The 13,194-nt window shown below is 74.4% G+C and carries 13 protein-coding genes; 3 read left to right on the top strand and 10 right to left on the bottom strand.

The window, feature by feature from the left end:
- Positions 1-122 precede the first annotated feature (122 nt).
- The 3 genes from sucB to ACI8AK_RS20740 form a co-directional block, all read right to left on the bottom strand.
- Positions 123-2,003 (bottom strand): 2-oxoglutarate dehydrogenase, E2 component, dihydrolipoamide succinyltransferase, encoded by a 1,881-nt coding sequence (gene sucB / locus ACI8AK_RS20750; protein ID WP_456957803.1) that lies wholly within the window; start codon positions 2,001-2,003, stop codon positions 123-125.
- Between the two features lie 60 nt (positions 2,004-2,063).
- Positions 2,064-3,443: a dihydrolipoyl dehydrogenase gene (lpdA, locus tag ACI8AK_RS20745; RefSeq protein ID WP_387989193.1), complete on the bottom strand. Its 1,380-nt coding sequence runs from the start codon at positions 3,441-3,443 to the stop codon at positions 2,064-2,066.
- A 141-nt stretch (positions 3,444-3,584) separates the two neighbouring features.
- On the bottom strand, positions 3,585-5,096 hold the full coding sequence (locus ACI8AK_RS20740) for a leucyl aminopeptidase (RefSeq protein WP_456904085.1): 1,512 nt from the start codon (positions 5,094-5,096) through the stop codon (positions 3,585-3,587).
- A 103-nt stretch (positions 5,097-5,199) separates the two neighbouring features.
- On the opposite strand from ACI8AK_RS20740, the gene gcvT reads away from it, so the two are divergent.
- Positions 5,200-6,309, top strand: a complete 1,110-nt coding sequence (gene gcvT / locus ACI8AK_RS20735; RefSeq protein ID WP_456904087.1) for a glycine cleavage system aminomethyltransferase GcvT — start codon at positions 5,200-5,202, stop codon at positions 6,307-6,309.
- Between the two features lie 25 nt (positions 6,310-6,334).
- Here the strand turns inward: gcvT and ACI8AK_RS20730 are convergent, their stop codons facing one another.
- Genes ACI8AK_RS20730 through ACI8AK_RS20715 form a run of 4 tightly spaced genes read right to left on the bottom strand, consistent with a single transcriptional unit; the run spans position 6,335 to position 8,686 of the window.
- Entirely contained in the window at positions 6,335-7,471 is a 1,137-nt protein-coding gene (locus ACI8AK_RS20730; protein WP_387989202.1) for a YihY/virulence factor BrkB family protein, read from the bottom strand.
- A 41-nt stretch (positions 7,472-7,512) separates the two neighbouring features.
- Positions 7,513-7,788 carry a DUF4235 domain-containing protein gene (locus tag ACI8AK_RS20725; protein ID WP_387989205.1) on the bottom strand — a complete coding sequence of 92 codons (276 nt, stop codon included), beginning with the start codon at positions 7,786-7,788 and terminating at the stop codon, positions 7,513-7,515.
- Positions 7,785-8,252 (bottom strand): DUF3618 domain-containing protein, encoded by a 468-nt coding sequence (locus ACI8AK_RS20720; protein ID WP_387989208.1) that lies wholly within the window; start codon positions 8,250-8,252, stop codon positions 7,785-7,787. Before ACI8AK_RS20720 ends, ACI8AK_RS20725 begins: the two co-directional genes overlap by 4 nt.
- Positions 8,249-8,686, bottom strand: a complete 438-nt coding sequence (locus ACI8AK_RS20715; protein ID WP_387989211.1) for a phage holin family protein — start codon at positions 8,684-8,686, stop codon at positions 8,249-8,251. The genes ACI8AK_RS20720 and ACI8AK_RS20715 overlap by 4 nt, the downstream gene beginning before the upstream one ends.
- Positions 8,687-8,810: 124 nt before the next feature.
- Here ACI8AK_RS20715 and ACI8AK_RS20710 point away from each other — a divergent pair, with 124 nt between their 5' ends.
- Positions 8,811-9,023 (top strand): hypothetical protein, encoded by a 213-nt coding sequence (locus ACI8AK_RS20710; RefSeq protein ID WP_387989214.1) that lies wholly within the window; start codon positions 8,811-8,813, stop codon positions 9,021-9,023.
- Between the two features lie 31 nt (positions 9,024-9,054).
- Here the strand turns inward: ACI8AK_RS20710 and ACI8AK_RS20705 are convergent, their stop codons facing one another.
- A complete protein-coding gene (locus ACI8AK_RS20705) occupies positions 9,055-10,038 on the bottom strand; it encodes an aldo/keto reductase family protein (protein WP_387989217.1) in 984 nt (327 codons plus the stop codon).
- Positions 10,039-10,059: 21 nt separating this feature from the next.
- Complete coding sequence (locus tag ACI8AK_RS20700) at positions 10,060-10,674, bottom strand: DUF3043 domain-containing protein (RefSeq protein WP_387989220.1); 615 nt, start codon at positions 10,672-10,674, stop codon at positions 10,060-10,062.
- Between the two features lie 143 nt (positions 10,675-10,817).
- On the opposite strand from ACI8AK_RS20700, the gene ACI8AK_RS20695 reads away from it, so the two are divergent.
- The gene (locus ACI8AK_RS20695; protein ID WP_089402984.1) at positions 10,818-11,174 is read left to right on the top strand and encodes a HesB/IscA family protein; all 357 of its coding nucleotides are present in this window, start codon (positions 10,818-10,820) and stop codon (positions 11,172-11,174) included.
- A gap of 65 nt (positions 11,175-11,239) precedes the next feature.
- On the opposite strand, the gene asnB is transcribed toward ACI8AK_RS20695, so the two are convergent.
- Positions 11,240-13,174 (bottom strand): asparagine synthase (glutamine-hydrolyzing), encoded by a 1,935-nt coding sequence (gene asnB, locus ACI8AK_RS20690; protein ID WP_456957802.1) that lies wholly within the window; start codon positions 13,172-13,174, stop codon positions 11,240-11,242.
- Positions 13,175-13,194: the final 20 nt, after the last annotated feature.

Here is a 13,194-nt window from a genome sequence, read left to right as displayed (position 1 = left end):
CCCCCCCCCCCCCCCCCCCCCCCCCCCCCCCCCCCCCCCCCCCCCCCCCCCCCCCCCCCCCCCCCCCCCCCCCCCCCCCCCCCCCCCCCCCCCCCCCCCCCCCCCCCCCCGACCGGGGGACGTCAGCTCAGGCCGAGCTCGCCCTCGAACTGTCCGGCCTCGAGCCGCTCCTTCACCGTGCCGAGGAACCGGGCGGCGTCGGCGCCGTCGACGATCCGGTGGTCATAGGTGAGGGCCAGGTAGACCATCGAGCGCACCGCGATGACCTCGCCGAGGTCCGGGTCCTGCACGACGACCGGGCGCTTGACCACGGTGCCGGTGCCCAGGATCGCCACCTGCGGCTGGTTGATGATCGGCGTGTCGAACAGGGCGCCGCGGCTGCCGGTGTTGGTCAGCGTGAACGTGCCGCCGCCCAGCTCGTCCGGCGTCACCTTGTTCAGGCGGGTGCGCTCGGCGAGATCGGCGATCTTGCGGGCGAGCCCGCCGATGCTCAGGTCACCGGCGCCGTGGATGACCGGCACGAGCAGGCCGCGCTCGGTGTCGACGGCGACGCCCAGGTTCTCCTGGTCGTGGTAGGTGACCGTGCCGGCCTCCATGTCGACCGAGGAGTTCACGGCCGGGTGGGCCTTGAGCGCCTCGACCGCCGCCTTCGCGAAGAACGGCAGGAACGACAGCTTGACGCCCTCGCGGGCCTCGAAGTCCCGCTTGGCCCGGTCGCGCAGCTTGGCGATCCGGGTGACGTCGACCTCGACGACGGTCGTCAGCTGGGCGCTGACCGCCAGCGACTCGACCATCCGCCGGGCGATGACCCCGCGCAGGCGGGACATCTTCTCGGTGCGGCCGCGCAGCGCGGTGTCCGGCCGGGCAGCCGGCGACGGCGTGGTGGGCCGGCCGGCGGCGGCCGGGGCCGGAGCGGCCGCCGGAGCCGCGGCCGGGGCGGAGGCGGCCTCCGCGGCGGCCAGGACGTCCTGCTTGCGGATGCGGCCGCCCACGCCGGTGCCGGTGATGCCGGCCAGGTCGACGCCGTGCTCGGCGGCCAGGCGGCGCACCAGGGGCGTCACGTAGGTGCCGCCACCGTCGGCCGGGGCCGCGCTCGCCGGAGCCGCGCCTGCCGAGGACGGGGCCTCGGCCCGCGCGGGCTGGGAGGGCTGGTTGCTCTGCTGCGCGCGGACGGTCTCGGCCTCGCCGGACCCGTAGTCGGCCCCGGCGGGGACCGACGGCGGCGCGGCCGGCGGCTGGGGCGCGGGCTGCTGCTCCTGACGCGGCGCCGGAGCGGGAGCCGGGGCCGGGGCGGGGGCCTCCTGCGGGGCGGGTGCCGGCGCGGCGGGGGCGGCAGCGGGGGCACCGCCACCGGCGGCGCCGGACCCGATCACCGCCAGCTGGGCGCCGACCTCGACGGTCTCGTCCTCGTTGACCGTGATCGACAGCAGCGTCCCCGACACCGGGGCCGGGATCTCGGTGTCGACCTTGTCGGTCGAGACCTCGAGCAGCGGCTCGTCCGCGGTGACCTCGTCGCCGACCGCCTTGAGCCAGCGGGTGACGGTGCCCTCGGTGACGCTCTCGCCGAGCGCCGGCATGGTCACCGGCGTCCCCTCGCCACCGCCCTGACCGCCGCCCTGGTCGGCGGGGGCGGGGGCCTCGGCGGCGGGGGCGGGCTGCGGCTCGTCGGCGGCGCCGGGACCGGCGTCCTCCACCTGCTCGACCGGGGTCTGCGGGGTGGTGGCGTCGTCGGCGGAGGCCGGACCGCCGGCACCCGCGCCGTCACCCTCGCCGCCGATCACGGCCAGCTCGGCGCCGACCTCGACGGTCTCGTCCTCGGACACGAGGATCTTGGTGAGGACACCCGCCGCGGGGGAGGGGATCTCGGTGTCGACCTTGTCGGTCGAGACCTCGAGCAGCGGCTCGTCGGCCTCGACCTGCTCACCCTCCTGCTTCAGCCATCGGGTGACCGTGCCCTCGGTGACGCTCTCGCCCAGGGCGGGCATGGTGACGGAGATCGGCATCGGGGCGGGGCTCCTTCGTGGTGGCGCGGGTGGGGGAGACGGGGAGCGGAGCCGGCCGGCTCAGCTGTGGGCGTGCAGCGGCTTGCCGGCCAGGGCCAGGTGGGCCTCGCCGATCGCCTCGCTCTGCGTGGGGTGCGGGTGGATCAGGGAGGCGACCTCGTCGGGCAGGGCCTCCCAGTTGAAGATCAGCTGCGCCTCGGCGACGAGCTCGCCGACCCGGCTACCGACCATGTGCACGCCGACGACCGGGCCGTCCTTCTGACGGATCAGCTTGACCGCGCCCTGGGTCTTGAGGATCTGGCTGCGGCCGTTGCCGCCCAGGTCGTAGACGAGGGTCTCGACGTCGCCGTACTTGTCGCGGGCCTGGGTCTCGGTCAGGCCGACCGAGGCGACCTCGGGGTCGGAGTAGGTGACGCGCGGGACGCCGGCGTAGTCGATCGGCACGACCGGGAGGCCGGCCAGCCGCTCGGCGACGAGGATGCCCTCGCCGAACCCGACGTGGGCCAGCTGCAGGGTGGGGATGAGGTCACCGACGGCGGAGATGGTCGGGACGTTGGTCTGGCAGTACTCGTCGACCAGCACGTAGCCGCGGTCCATCGCGACGCCGGCCTCCTCGTAGCCCAGGCCCTGGCTGACCGGGCCGCGGCCGATGGCCACCAGCACGATCTCGGCCTCGAACTCCTTGCCGTTCTGCAGGCTGACCTTGACGCCGTTCTCGGTGGACTGCACCGAGGACACCATGTTGCCGAGCTCGAAGTTGATCTTCCGGCGGCGGAAGGCGCGCTCGAGGAGCTTGGAGGAGTTCTCGTCCTCCAGCGGCACCAGGTGCTTGAGGCCCTCGATGATCGTGACGTCGACGCCGAAGGACTTCCAGGCGCTGGCGAACTCGCAGCCGATGACACCGCCGCCCAGGATGATCGCGGAGGTCGGGACGCGGTCGAGCGCGAGGGCCTGCTCGCTGTCCAGGACGCGGACGCCGTCGAGCTCGACGCCCGGGATGGAGCGCGAGTAGGAGCCGGTGGCCAGCAGCACGTGGCGGCCCTCGTAGGTCTGGCCGTCGACCGCCACCGCGGTGGGGGAGACCAGCCGGCCCTCGCCCTCGACGTAGGTGATCTTGCGGCTCTTGATCAGGCCCTGCAGGCCCTTGTACAGCCGCGAGATGACGCCGTCCTTGTAGGAGTTGACGCCGTCCATGTCGATGCCGGCCAGCGAGGTCTTCACCCCGAACTGCTCGCCCTCGCGGGCCAGGTCGGCGACCTCACCGGCGTGCAGCAGGGCCTTGGTGGGGATGCACCCGCGGTGCAGGCAGGTGCCGCCGACCTTGTCCTTCTCGATCAGGACGACCGACATCCCCAGCTCCGCGGCCCGCAGCGCGGCGGCGTAGCCACCCGAGCCACCACCGAGGATGACCAGGTCGGCGGGGGTGGTGGGTGCGCTCACGACGTGCTCCTCGATGCTCTCGGCCTGCCCCACCGGAACGGGTGGGGGATGGTCCTCGACCATCCTGCCACTCCACGTGACGGCGCAGGCCGAGGGCGGTTGCGCGCCGCGTGCGGCCGGGGTCCCCGGCCGCACGGGCGGTCAGCGGGTCAGCAGGTCCTCGATGGTCGCCAGCAGGGTGCGGACCGGCACCCCGGTGCCGCCCTTGGGCGTGTAGCCCCAGGGCGCACCGGTGTTGAAGCTGGGGCCGGCGATGTCGACGTGCGCCCAGGGCAGCCCGGCCGGGACGAACTCGGCGAGGAAGTGCGCCCCGACGAGCATGCCGCCCATCCGGTCGGCGTTGGCGTTGACGAAGTCGGCGACCGGCGAGTCGATGCCGCGCCGCAGCTCCTCGGGCATCGGCATCGGCCACATCGGCTCGCCGCTGCGCCGGCTGGCCGCGACGACCGCGTCGCGCATGTCGTCGCTGCCCATGACGCCGGCGGTGCGCGCGCCGAGGGCGACCAGCTGGGCGCCGGTGAGGGTCGAGGTCTCGAGCAGGACGTCCGGGGAGTCCTCGGCCGCGCGGGCGATGGCGTCGGCCAGGATCACCCGGCCCTCGGCGTCGGTGTTGGTGATCTCGGCCTTCTTGCCGTTGCGGAAGGTGACCACGTCGGCGGGGCGGTACGCGGTCCCGCTGGGCAGGTTCTCCGCCATCGGCACGGTGGCGGTCACCTCGACCGGCAGGCCGAGCTGGGCGACCAGGCACACGGTGGCGATCACGGCCGCGGCGCCGGCCATGTCGCTCTTCATCTCGTCCATCTTCGCGGCGGGCTTGATCGACAGGCCGCCGCTGTCGAAGGTGATGCCCTTGCCGACGAGGGCGACCCTCTTCTGCGCCTTCTTGCCCGTGTAGGTCATCCGCAGCAGCCGCGGGCCGCGCGCGGAGCCGGCGCCGACGGCCAGGATGCCGCCGTAGCCGCCGGCGACGAGGTCGTCCTCGTCGAGCACCTCGACCTTCAGGCCGGCCGCCTTGCCGGCCGCGGCGCCGCGGGAGGCGAGCTCGGCCGGGTGGAGGTCGTTGGGCGGGGTGTTGACCAGGTCCCGCACCAGCGCGACCGCGTCGGCCACGGCGCGGGCCCGCGCCAGCGGGGCCTTGGCCGCACCGGCGTCGGGGACGACGACCGTGAACTCGCGCGGCGGGGTGGGCCGGTCGGCGGGCAGGTCGGACTTGTAGGCGGTGAACTCGTACGCGCCCAGCAGGGCGCCCTCGCCGACGGCGTGCAGCCGCTCGGCGTCGGGGGTCCCGCCGACGGCGGCCAGCAGGGTCACGACCGAGCCGCGGCCGGTCAGCGCGCGGCTGGCGGCGCCGGCGGCACGCCGGATCGCCTCGGGGGAGTACCCGCCGGTGGCCTCGGGGGCGCCGAGCCCGACGGCGGCGACGACCGGGAACGGCCCCTGCCCGAGGCTGGCCACCCGGGTGACCTCGTCCTGGGCGCCGCGCGCCCCGAGGTCGGCCAGGGCGGGCAGCAGCCTGCCGCCGAGCAGCCGGTCCACGGCCTCCGCGCCCGGCGTGGGCAGCAGGCCGGCGGACCCCTTCCCGATGCCGACGACGACGGCGTCGGCGGGCGTCTTCTCGAGCGGGCGGTCGGTGGCGGTGATCGTGGGCGGCACCGCTCGATCCTAGAAGGACCCCCGTGTGCCCCACGCCTCGCAGGCCCGGCGCGGGTCCGTGCACGGGGGCCGTTCCAGCAGGTCGCCGGATAGCGTGCGGGGGGTGACCGCGCGGACCTCGCCCCTCCACGACCGCCACGTGGCGGCCGGCGCCAAGCTGGCCGACTTCGGCGGCTGGTCGATGCCGATCGAGTACGCCGGCGGCGGGGTGCTCGCCGAGCACGCCGCCGTGCGGCAGGCGGTGGGCCTGTTCGACGTCTCGCACCTGGGCACCGGCACCGTGCGCGGGCCCGGTGCCGCGGCTCTGGTCGACGCCTGCCTGACCAACGACCTCGGGCGGATCGGACCGGGGCAGGCGCAGTACACGCTGTGCTGCGTCCCCGACGGCGAGGCCGACGCCGGCGGCGTGGTCGACGACCTCATCGTCTACCTGCACTCACCCGACGACGTGCTGCTCGTGCCCAACGCCGCCAACGCGCAGGAGGTCCTGGCGCGGCTGGCGGCCGCCGCGCCGGACGGCGTCACGGTGACCGACCGGCACGAGGAGGTCGCCGTCCTCGCCGTGCAGGGGCCGCGCTCCGCCGCCGTCCTCGAGGCCGCCGGACTGGCCGCCGGACTGGACTACATGGCGTTCGCCGGCGGGGAGGGGCAGGAGGTCACCGTCTGCCGCACCGGCTACACCGGCGAGCACGGCTACGAGCTGCTCGTCGCCGCCGAGCGGGCCGACGCGCTGTGGGACCGGCTGCTCGAGGCCGGCGCCGCCGAGGGGATCCGCCCGTGCGGGCTGGGCGCGCGGGACACGTTGCGCACCGAGATGGGCTACCCGCTGCACGGGCACGAGCTGTCCCGCCGGATCACCCCCAACCAGGCGCGCAGCGGCTGGGCGGTCGGGTGGAGGAAGCCCGCGTTCTGGGGGCGGCAGGCGCTGCTGGCCGAGCGGGAGGCCGGCGCGACGCGGCTGCTGTGGGGCCTGCGCGCCACCGGCCGCGGCATCCCGCGTCCCGGCATGGACGTGCTCGACGAGTCCGGCCGCCGCGTCGGCGAGGTCACCAGCGGCACCTTCTCCCCGACGCTGCGCACCGGGATCGCGCTGGCCCTGCTCGACGCCGCGGCCGGGATCGCCCCGGACACCCCGCTCGCCGTCGACGTCCGGGGCCGCCCGCAGCCCGTCGTCGCCGTCCGGCCGCCGTTCGTGCCCTCCCACGTGCGCTGAGCGCAGGAGCCCGCCGGGGAGGGGCTCAGGCCTTCTGCTTCGACTCCTTCGTCGGCTCCGGCGGGTCGGGCAGCTCGTCGGCCATCGTGGCGTTGCGCTGGCCCATGGGGACCGGCGGGCCCTCGGTGGTGTCCTCGGCCGTCTGGTGCTCGGCCTCGGAGTTGATCTCCGCGCCGAGCAGGACCAGGTAGCAGGTCAGGTACAGCCACAGCATCAGCACGATGACGCCGGCGATGGCGCCGTAGGTCTTGTCGTACGAGCCGAAGTTGTTGACGTAGAAGCTGAAGCCCAGGCTGACCAGCGCCCAGATGACCGTGACGACGATCGCGCCGAGGCTCACCCACTTGAGCTGCGGCGCGTCGCGGTCGGGAGCGACCCGGTAGAGCACCGCCAGCGAGCCGGCGAACACCCCGAGCAGCAGGACCCACCGCAGGACCTGCGCCAGGACCGTGCCGACGACGCCGAGGGGGAGCGCGTCCATCACGACCGGCACCACCGCGACCAGCGCGAAGGTGACCAGCACGAACACGATGGCGCCGAGCGTGAGCCCGAGCGCCATCGCCTTGCGCTTGACGAAGCCGCGGGTCTCCACCTCGTCGTAGGCGATGTTCACCGCGGTGATGACGTTGCCCGTGCCGCCGGACGCCGACCACAGCGCCGCGAGCACCGAGACCACGAGCGACAGCGACAGCGCGCCGCCGCTGTTCTGCGTGATCGCGGTCAGCTGGTCGCCGATCAGCGCCGCCGCCTCGTCGGGCAGCTGGGCCGAGAGGCTCTCGACCTGCCGGGCGACGGTCTCCGGCGAGGCCACGAGCCCGTAGATGGAGATCGTCGCGATCAGCGCCGGGAAGATCGCGAGGAAGGCGAAGAACGCGACGCCGCCGGCGATGATCGGCATGTTGTCGGCGTTGTTCTCCGCCCACGCCCGCTTGACGATCTGCTTCCAGCCCCGGGCCGGGATCTCGGTGGGCTTGTCCGCGTGCATCCCGGGGAGCTCGGCCGGCGTCGGGCCGCCGGGTGGCACCCGGCCCGGATCGGCCGCCTCCTCACCCCGGGCGGCCCGCTGCGCCGCCTCCCGCGCGGCCGCCCGCCGGGCGGCCTTCTCCTCGACCCGCTCGCGGATGCGGTCGACCGCGCTGTCGCGCTGCCTGGTCCCGCCCATCTGCCGCCCCCTCCCGTCGGTCGCCGTCCGGCCGGGCGGCGTCAGTCGCCCGGCCAGCTGCCGGTGAGCTTGGTGAAGCCGCGCGCGCCGGCGCGGTCGATCGCCGCCTTGGTGGCGGCGAAGATTGCGCCCTGGATCGCCGCGGCGAGGACCACCTCGCGCATGCGGTACTCGCTCTGCAGCGCGTCGGGGGCGTCGTCCTCCCCGGAGATGCGCTTCCACACCTGCTTGAAGACCGCCCCGGAGACGACACCGGCGAGGATGCCCCCGACCAGGCCGACCGGGCGGTAGACGAGCTTCGCGCCCTTGCTGCTCACTTCCGCACCCTCCTCGCGGCCTTCCGGGTCCGCTGCCTCGTCCTCCGCGCGTTCCTCGCCACCGCCCGGCGGGCCTGGGCCGCCTCGCGGGCGGCCTCCTTGCGGGCCCGGTGGGCCTCGGCGCGGGCCTGTGCCACGGCGGTCGTCGACCCGGTGGCGGCGGCCGCGGCCCGGCGGTGCCGGCGCCGCCGCCGCCAGACGAGCAGCCCGACCAGGCCTGCGAGCGCGGCACCGGCGCCGATGACGGTGGGCGGGCTCTCGCGGTAGGTCTCGACGGCGGTGTCCTTGGCCCGGGCCGCCCCCTCCTTGGCCCGGGCGGGGACGTCGAGGCGGTGGCTGAGCTCGTCGACGGTGCGGCCGAGCTGCTCCCGGGTGGCCTCGATCTCGGCCTTGATGGCCTCGGGGTCGGTGGGGCCGTTCGCGGCGGCGTCGTCGGGCCGGGAGCCGCCGGTCGGGGTGCTCATCGGCGCGCACTCTCCTTCACCGTCGCGATGTCGGCCTTGGTGCTGGCGATCGCCTCGGTCGGCACCGGCGGCGTGCCCTTCTGCACGTCCTTCTTGCCGACCAGCGCCAGGACCCCGGCGACGGCGAACAGCACCACCGCCACGATCAGGGCGGCGAGCCAGGCGGGCAGGACGACGTCCAGGGCCAGGACGGCGGTGGCGACCAGCACGCACAGCCCGAGGAAGCCGAACAGCCCGGCGCCGCCGAACAGGCCGGCGCCGATGCCCAGGCGCTTGGCCTTCTGCGTCATCTCGGCCTGGGCGAGGCGCGCCTCGTCGCGGACCAGGCGGGAGACCTGCTCGGTCAGCTGGCTGATCAGCTGGCCGGTCGAGGCCTCGTCGGTCGACGGCGGCGGGGGTGTGGCGCGCGAGGCGCCCGCGGGGGGCACGGTCATCGGTCCTCCGGGGAACGGGGCGGTCGATGACCTCCCATGCCCGGGGAGATCGGCGGCGTAACCCCGCGGGTGGTCACACCCCGGACACGACGCGGGCGGACGGCGCGGTCACTACCCTCGCGCCATGAGCTGGACGTGGCGGCTGGAGGACCCGACCGGCGCGACCCTGGACCCGGCGGCGCTCGGCGTCGAGGTGCCGCCCGCGGACAACCAGGGCGACGCCGAGTCGTGGCTCGGGGAGAACTGGCGGGACCTGCTGGCCCGGGGCGTGGCCACGGTGAGCCTGTTCGACGGCGACACCAAGGCGTACGGGCCGATGGCGCTGGCCCCGGCCTGAACCTCGACCTGAGGTCCAGGCCGGGGGTCGGTCAGCCCCGGGCGGTCTTGGCCGGGTCGCGCTCGACGACGTCCCCGAGCACCTCGTCGATGCGCGCCATCACGTCGTCCTCGAGGCGCACACCCGCGGCCTTCACGTTGTCGTGCACCTGCTCCGGGCGGGTCGCGCCGATGATCGCCGCGGCCACGTTGTCGTTCTGCAGCACCCAGGCGACGGCGAGCTGGGCCATGGACAGGCCGAGGTCGTCGGCGACGGCCCGCAGCTCCTGCACGCGGCTGAGGACGTCGTCGCGCAGGAAGCCGCGCATCGACTGCCCGGCCTCGCTGTGCCCGGCCCGGCTGTCGGCCGGCGGCTGCTCGCCCGGCCGGTACTTGCCGGTGAGCACGCCCTGGGCCAGCGGCGACCAGACGATCTGCGACACGCCCTCGCGCTGCGACGTCGGGACGACCTCGTCCTCGATGACCCGCCACAGCATGGAGTACTGCGGCTGGTTGCTGATCAGCTGGATGCCGAGGTCGCGGGCCAGCGCCGCGCCGGCGGCGATCTCCTCGGCCCGCCACTCCGAGACGCCGACGTAGAGGACCTTGCCCGCCCGCACCAGGTCGGCGAAGGCGGTCATCGTCTCCTCGAGCGGCACCGTCGGGTCGTACCGGTGCGCCTGGTAGAGGTCGATGTGGTCGGTCTGCAGCCGCCGCAGCGAGGCGTCGCAGCTCTCGGTGACGTGCTTGCGGCCCAGGCCGCGGTCGTTGGGGCCGGGGCCGGTGGGCCAGTAGACCTTGGTGAAGATCTCCAGGCCCTCGCGGCGCTGGCCGGCCAGGGCGCGGCCGAGCACCGACTCGGCGCGGGTGCCGGCGTAGACGTCGGCGGTGTCGAAGGTCGTGATGCCGGCGTCGAGGGCGGCGCGCACGCAGGCCTGCGCGGCGTCCTCCTCGACCTGGCCCCCGTGGGTGAGCCAGTTGCCGTAGGCGATCTCGGAGATGGTCAGGCCGGAACGGCCGAGGCGTCGGTACTCCACGTGCCCCGACGCTAGTGCCGGCTAGACCTCGGCGCCGACCGCGACCTCGGGCTTCGGGAACCGCCAGCGGCGGATCATCGTCGCCCGGCTGACGCCGTACCAGACCAGGCCCTTCATCCGGTGCGGCTGGTCGGGGAAGCGCCGGCGGACGGTCCTCGAGATCCGCCGGCCCAGGAACACCGAGTCGACGATGATCACCAGGAAGAACAGGAACCAGACGAAGACCGTGTAGTTCTGCACCGCCGGGTTCGGGATGAAGTACCCGACCAGCACCAGCGCGGCGACGGGCAGGAAGAAGCTGCCCGCGTTGCGGCGCGCGTCGACCAGGTCGCGCACGAGCTTGCGCACCGGGCCGCGGTCGCGCGCCGGGAGGTAGGCGTCGTCGCCGCGCGCCATGCCCGCCCGGGTGTCGGCCCGCCGCTGCGCCTGCTGCTGGCGCATGCGGGCGTAGGCCTCCTTGCGCGTGGTGGGCGGCGGCGGGGGAGGACCGGGACGGCGGCCTTGCGCCTCGGCGCGCCTGGGCGTCGGGCGGCCCTTGCCGCCGGCCTTCACCAGTTGCTGCTCGGTCAAGTCGGCGGCGGTGTCCGGGGCGGTCTCGGCGGCGCGGTCCCGGCGCCCGGGCAGGCGGAGCTTCACGGCTGCGAGTCTACGTGCGGCCCCGTGAGGGACTGGCCTCCCGCGGTGCGCGCCGTACAGTGGGAAGAGGGCCCGCCACGGCGGTGTTGACCCGCGGCAGGGACTGCCGCAACGGACGCCCTCGGATGTGGGAGGACAACGACATGACGGTGCAGGACACCGAGACCACCGGCAGCACCGGCGTGCTGCTCAGCGAGCCGGCCGCCTCGAAGGTCAAGGCGCTGCTGGACCAGGAGGGCCGCGACGACCTGCGTCTGCGCATCGCCGTCCAGCCCGGTGGCTGCTCCGGCCTGCGCTACCAGCTCTTCTTCGACGAGCGGTTCCTCGACGGCGACCAGACCTACGAGTTCGGTGGCGTCGAGGTCATCGTCGACCGGATGAGCGGCCCGTACCTGGGTGGCGCGGTGATCGACTTCGTCGACACCATCGAGAAGCAGGGCTTCACGATCGACAACCCGAACGCGCAGGGCTCCTGCGCGTGCGGCGACTCGTTCCACTGAGCGCCTGCGCCTGAGCGCGAGAACGGCGCCCGTCCCCCCGTGGGGGCGGGCGCCGTTCCGCGTCCTCAGAGCTTGACGGGGTAGACCGTCTCCGGGACGTCGACGACGATCCGCTCCTCGACGAAGATCCCGTGCCACACCATGAAGACCAGCACCGACCACAGCTGACGGGCGATCCGCTTGCTCGGCACCTCCTCGGCACGCAGCCGGTCCAGCAGGCCGAGGACGACGTCGCGGTCGAGCCACTCCTGCGTCTGGCTCGAGGTGACGATCTCGCGGGCCCACTCGTGCAGCGGCCCGGCGAGGAAGTCCGCCGTCGGCACGGGGAAGCCGAGCTTGCGGCGGTTCATGATCCGCGGCGGCACGATCTGGCGCATCGCCCGGCGCAGCGCGTACTTGGTGGCGTCGCCGCGGCGCGGCACCCGCTGCTCGACCGGGAGCGTGCTCGCGACCGCGAACACCTCGGGGTCGAGGAACGGCACCCGCAGCTCCAGCGAGTTGGCCATGGTCATCTTGTCGGCCTTGACCAGGATGTCGCCGCGCAGCCAGGTGAACAGGTCCACGTACTGCATCGCCGTCACGTCGTCGTAGCCGGCCTCGCGGGTGCGCCGGTACAGGTCCTCGGTGACCGCCACGTGCGACAGGTCGGGGTCGCGGCCGGGCAGCAGCGCGGCCAGCTCGTCGTCGCGCAGGTTGCGGGCGTTGCCGTAGTACCGCTGCTCGAGCGGGATCGACGCCCGGCGCAGCAGGTCCTGGCCGCGGACGCCCTCGGGCAGCACGTCGGCGATCCGGGCCATCGCCCGGCGGGCGGCCGGCGGCAGCTTCGACGCCCACGCGAGGCTGATCGGCTCGCGGTAGATGGTGTAGCCGCCGAACAGCTCGTCGGCGCCCTCGCCGGACAGCACGACCTTCACGTGCTTGCGTGCCTCGCGGGCCACGAAGTACAGCGGCACGAGCGCGGGGTCCGCGACCGGGTCGTCGAGGTACCAGACCACCTCGGGGATGGCCGCGGCGAACTGCTCGGCGCTGACCTCGACCGGCACGTGCTTGACGCCGAGGATCGACGCCGACTCGGCGGCGATCTCGATCTCCGACTGCGCCTGCCGCTGGAAGCCGACCGTGAACGTCAGCAGGTCCGGGTTGTACCGGTGCGCGAGCGCGGCGATCGCGGTGGAGTCGATGCCGCTGGACAGGAACGACCCGACGGTGACGTCGGCCCGCATGTGCTTGGCCACCGACTCGTCGAGGACCTCGGCGATGCGGTCGTAGAGCTCCTGCTCCCGGCCGGCGGGCACCGGCTGCGGCGTCCAGGCGGGGTGGAAGTAGCGCGCGGTGGACAGCTCGCCGTCGACGACGGTGAAGCTCGTGCCGCTCTCGATCCGGCGGATGCCGCGGTGCAGCGTCGCCGGCTCCGGCACGTACTGCAGCGTCAGGTAGTGCTGCAGCGACGCCGGGTCGACCCCACCCGCGGCCGCGCTCCCGCCGAGCAGCTGCAGCAGCGCCTTCTTCTCCGAGCTGAAGACCAGCCCGCCGTCGGCCAGGCGCGCGGTGAACAGCGGCTTGATGCCGAACGGGTCGCGGGCGCCGAACGCGGTGCGGGTCTCGGTGTCCCAGATGACGAAGGAGAACATCCCGCGCAGCCGCCGGACGACGTCCTGGCCCCACAGGTGGTAGCCCGCGACGATCGTCTCCGTGTCGCCGTGCGTGGCCAGCTGCGCGCCGGCGGCCTGCAGCTCCTCGCGCAGCTCGACGTAGTTGTAGATCTCCCCGTTGAACAGGATCCGGTAGCGGTCACCGGCGTAGGGGAGGGGCTGGGGGCTGCCCTCGACGTCGATGATCGACAGCCGGTTGAAACCCAGGACGACGTTCTGGTCCGACCAGACCGCGGTGTCGTCGGGGCCGCGGTGGTGCAGGCAGTGCAGCGCCTCGCGGACGTCGTCGACGTGCCTCTCGGCGACCCGGGGCGCGTCGGTGGACAGGTAGGCCAGCAGGCCGCACATGCGGGGGTTCTCCCGGGAGT

The organism is Geodermatophilus sp. SYSU D00867 (assembly GCF_054050315.1).
The sequence above is the reverse complement of the archived record's forward strand: the minus strand, read 5'-3'. Positions and strand labels throughout refer to the sequence as shown.

Excerpts from the sequence above, each read along its gene's own strand:
- sucB (WP_456957803.1), bottom strand. The coding sequence starts at position 2,003 with ATGCCGATCTCCGTCACCATGCCCGCCCTGGGCGAGAGCGTCACCGAG.
- ACI8AK_RS20730 (WP_387989202.1), bottom strand. The coding sequence starts at position 7,471 with ATGGGCGGGACCAGGCAGCGCGACAGCGCGGTCGACCGCATCCGCGAG.
- ACI8AK_RS20720 (WP_387989208.1), bottom strand. The coding sequence starts at position 8,252 with ATGAGCACCCCGACCGGCGGCTCCCGGCCCGACGACGCCGCCGCGAAC.
- ACI8AK_RS20715 (WP_387989211.1), bottom strand. The coding sequence starts at position 8,686 with ATGACCGTGCCCCCCGCGGGCGCCTCGCGCGCCACACCCCCGCCGCCG.
- ACI8AK_RS20710 (WP_387989214.1), top strand. The coding sequence starts at position 8,811 with ATGAGCTGGACGTGGCGGCTGGAGGACCCGACCGGCGCGACCCTGGAC.
- ACI8AK_RS20695 (WP_089402984.1), top strand. The coding sequence starts at position 10,818 with ATGACGGTGCAGGACACCGAGACCACCGGCAGCACCGGCGTGCTGCTC.
- asnB (WP_456957802.1), bottom strand. The coding sequence starts at position 13,174 with ATGTGCGGCCTGCTGGCCTACCTGTCCACCGACGCGCCCCGGGTCGCC.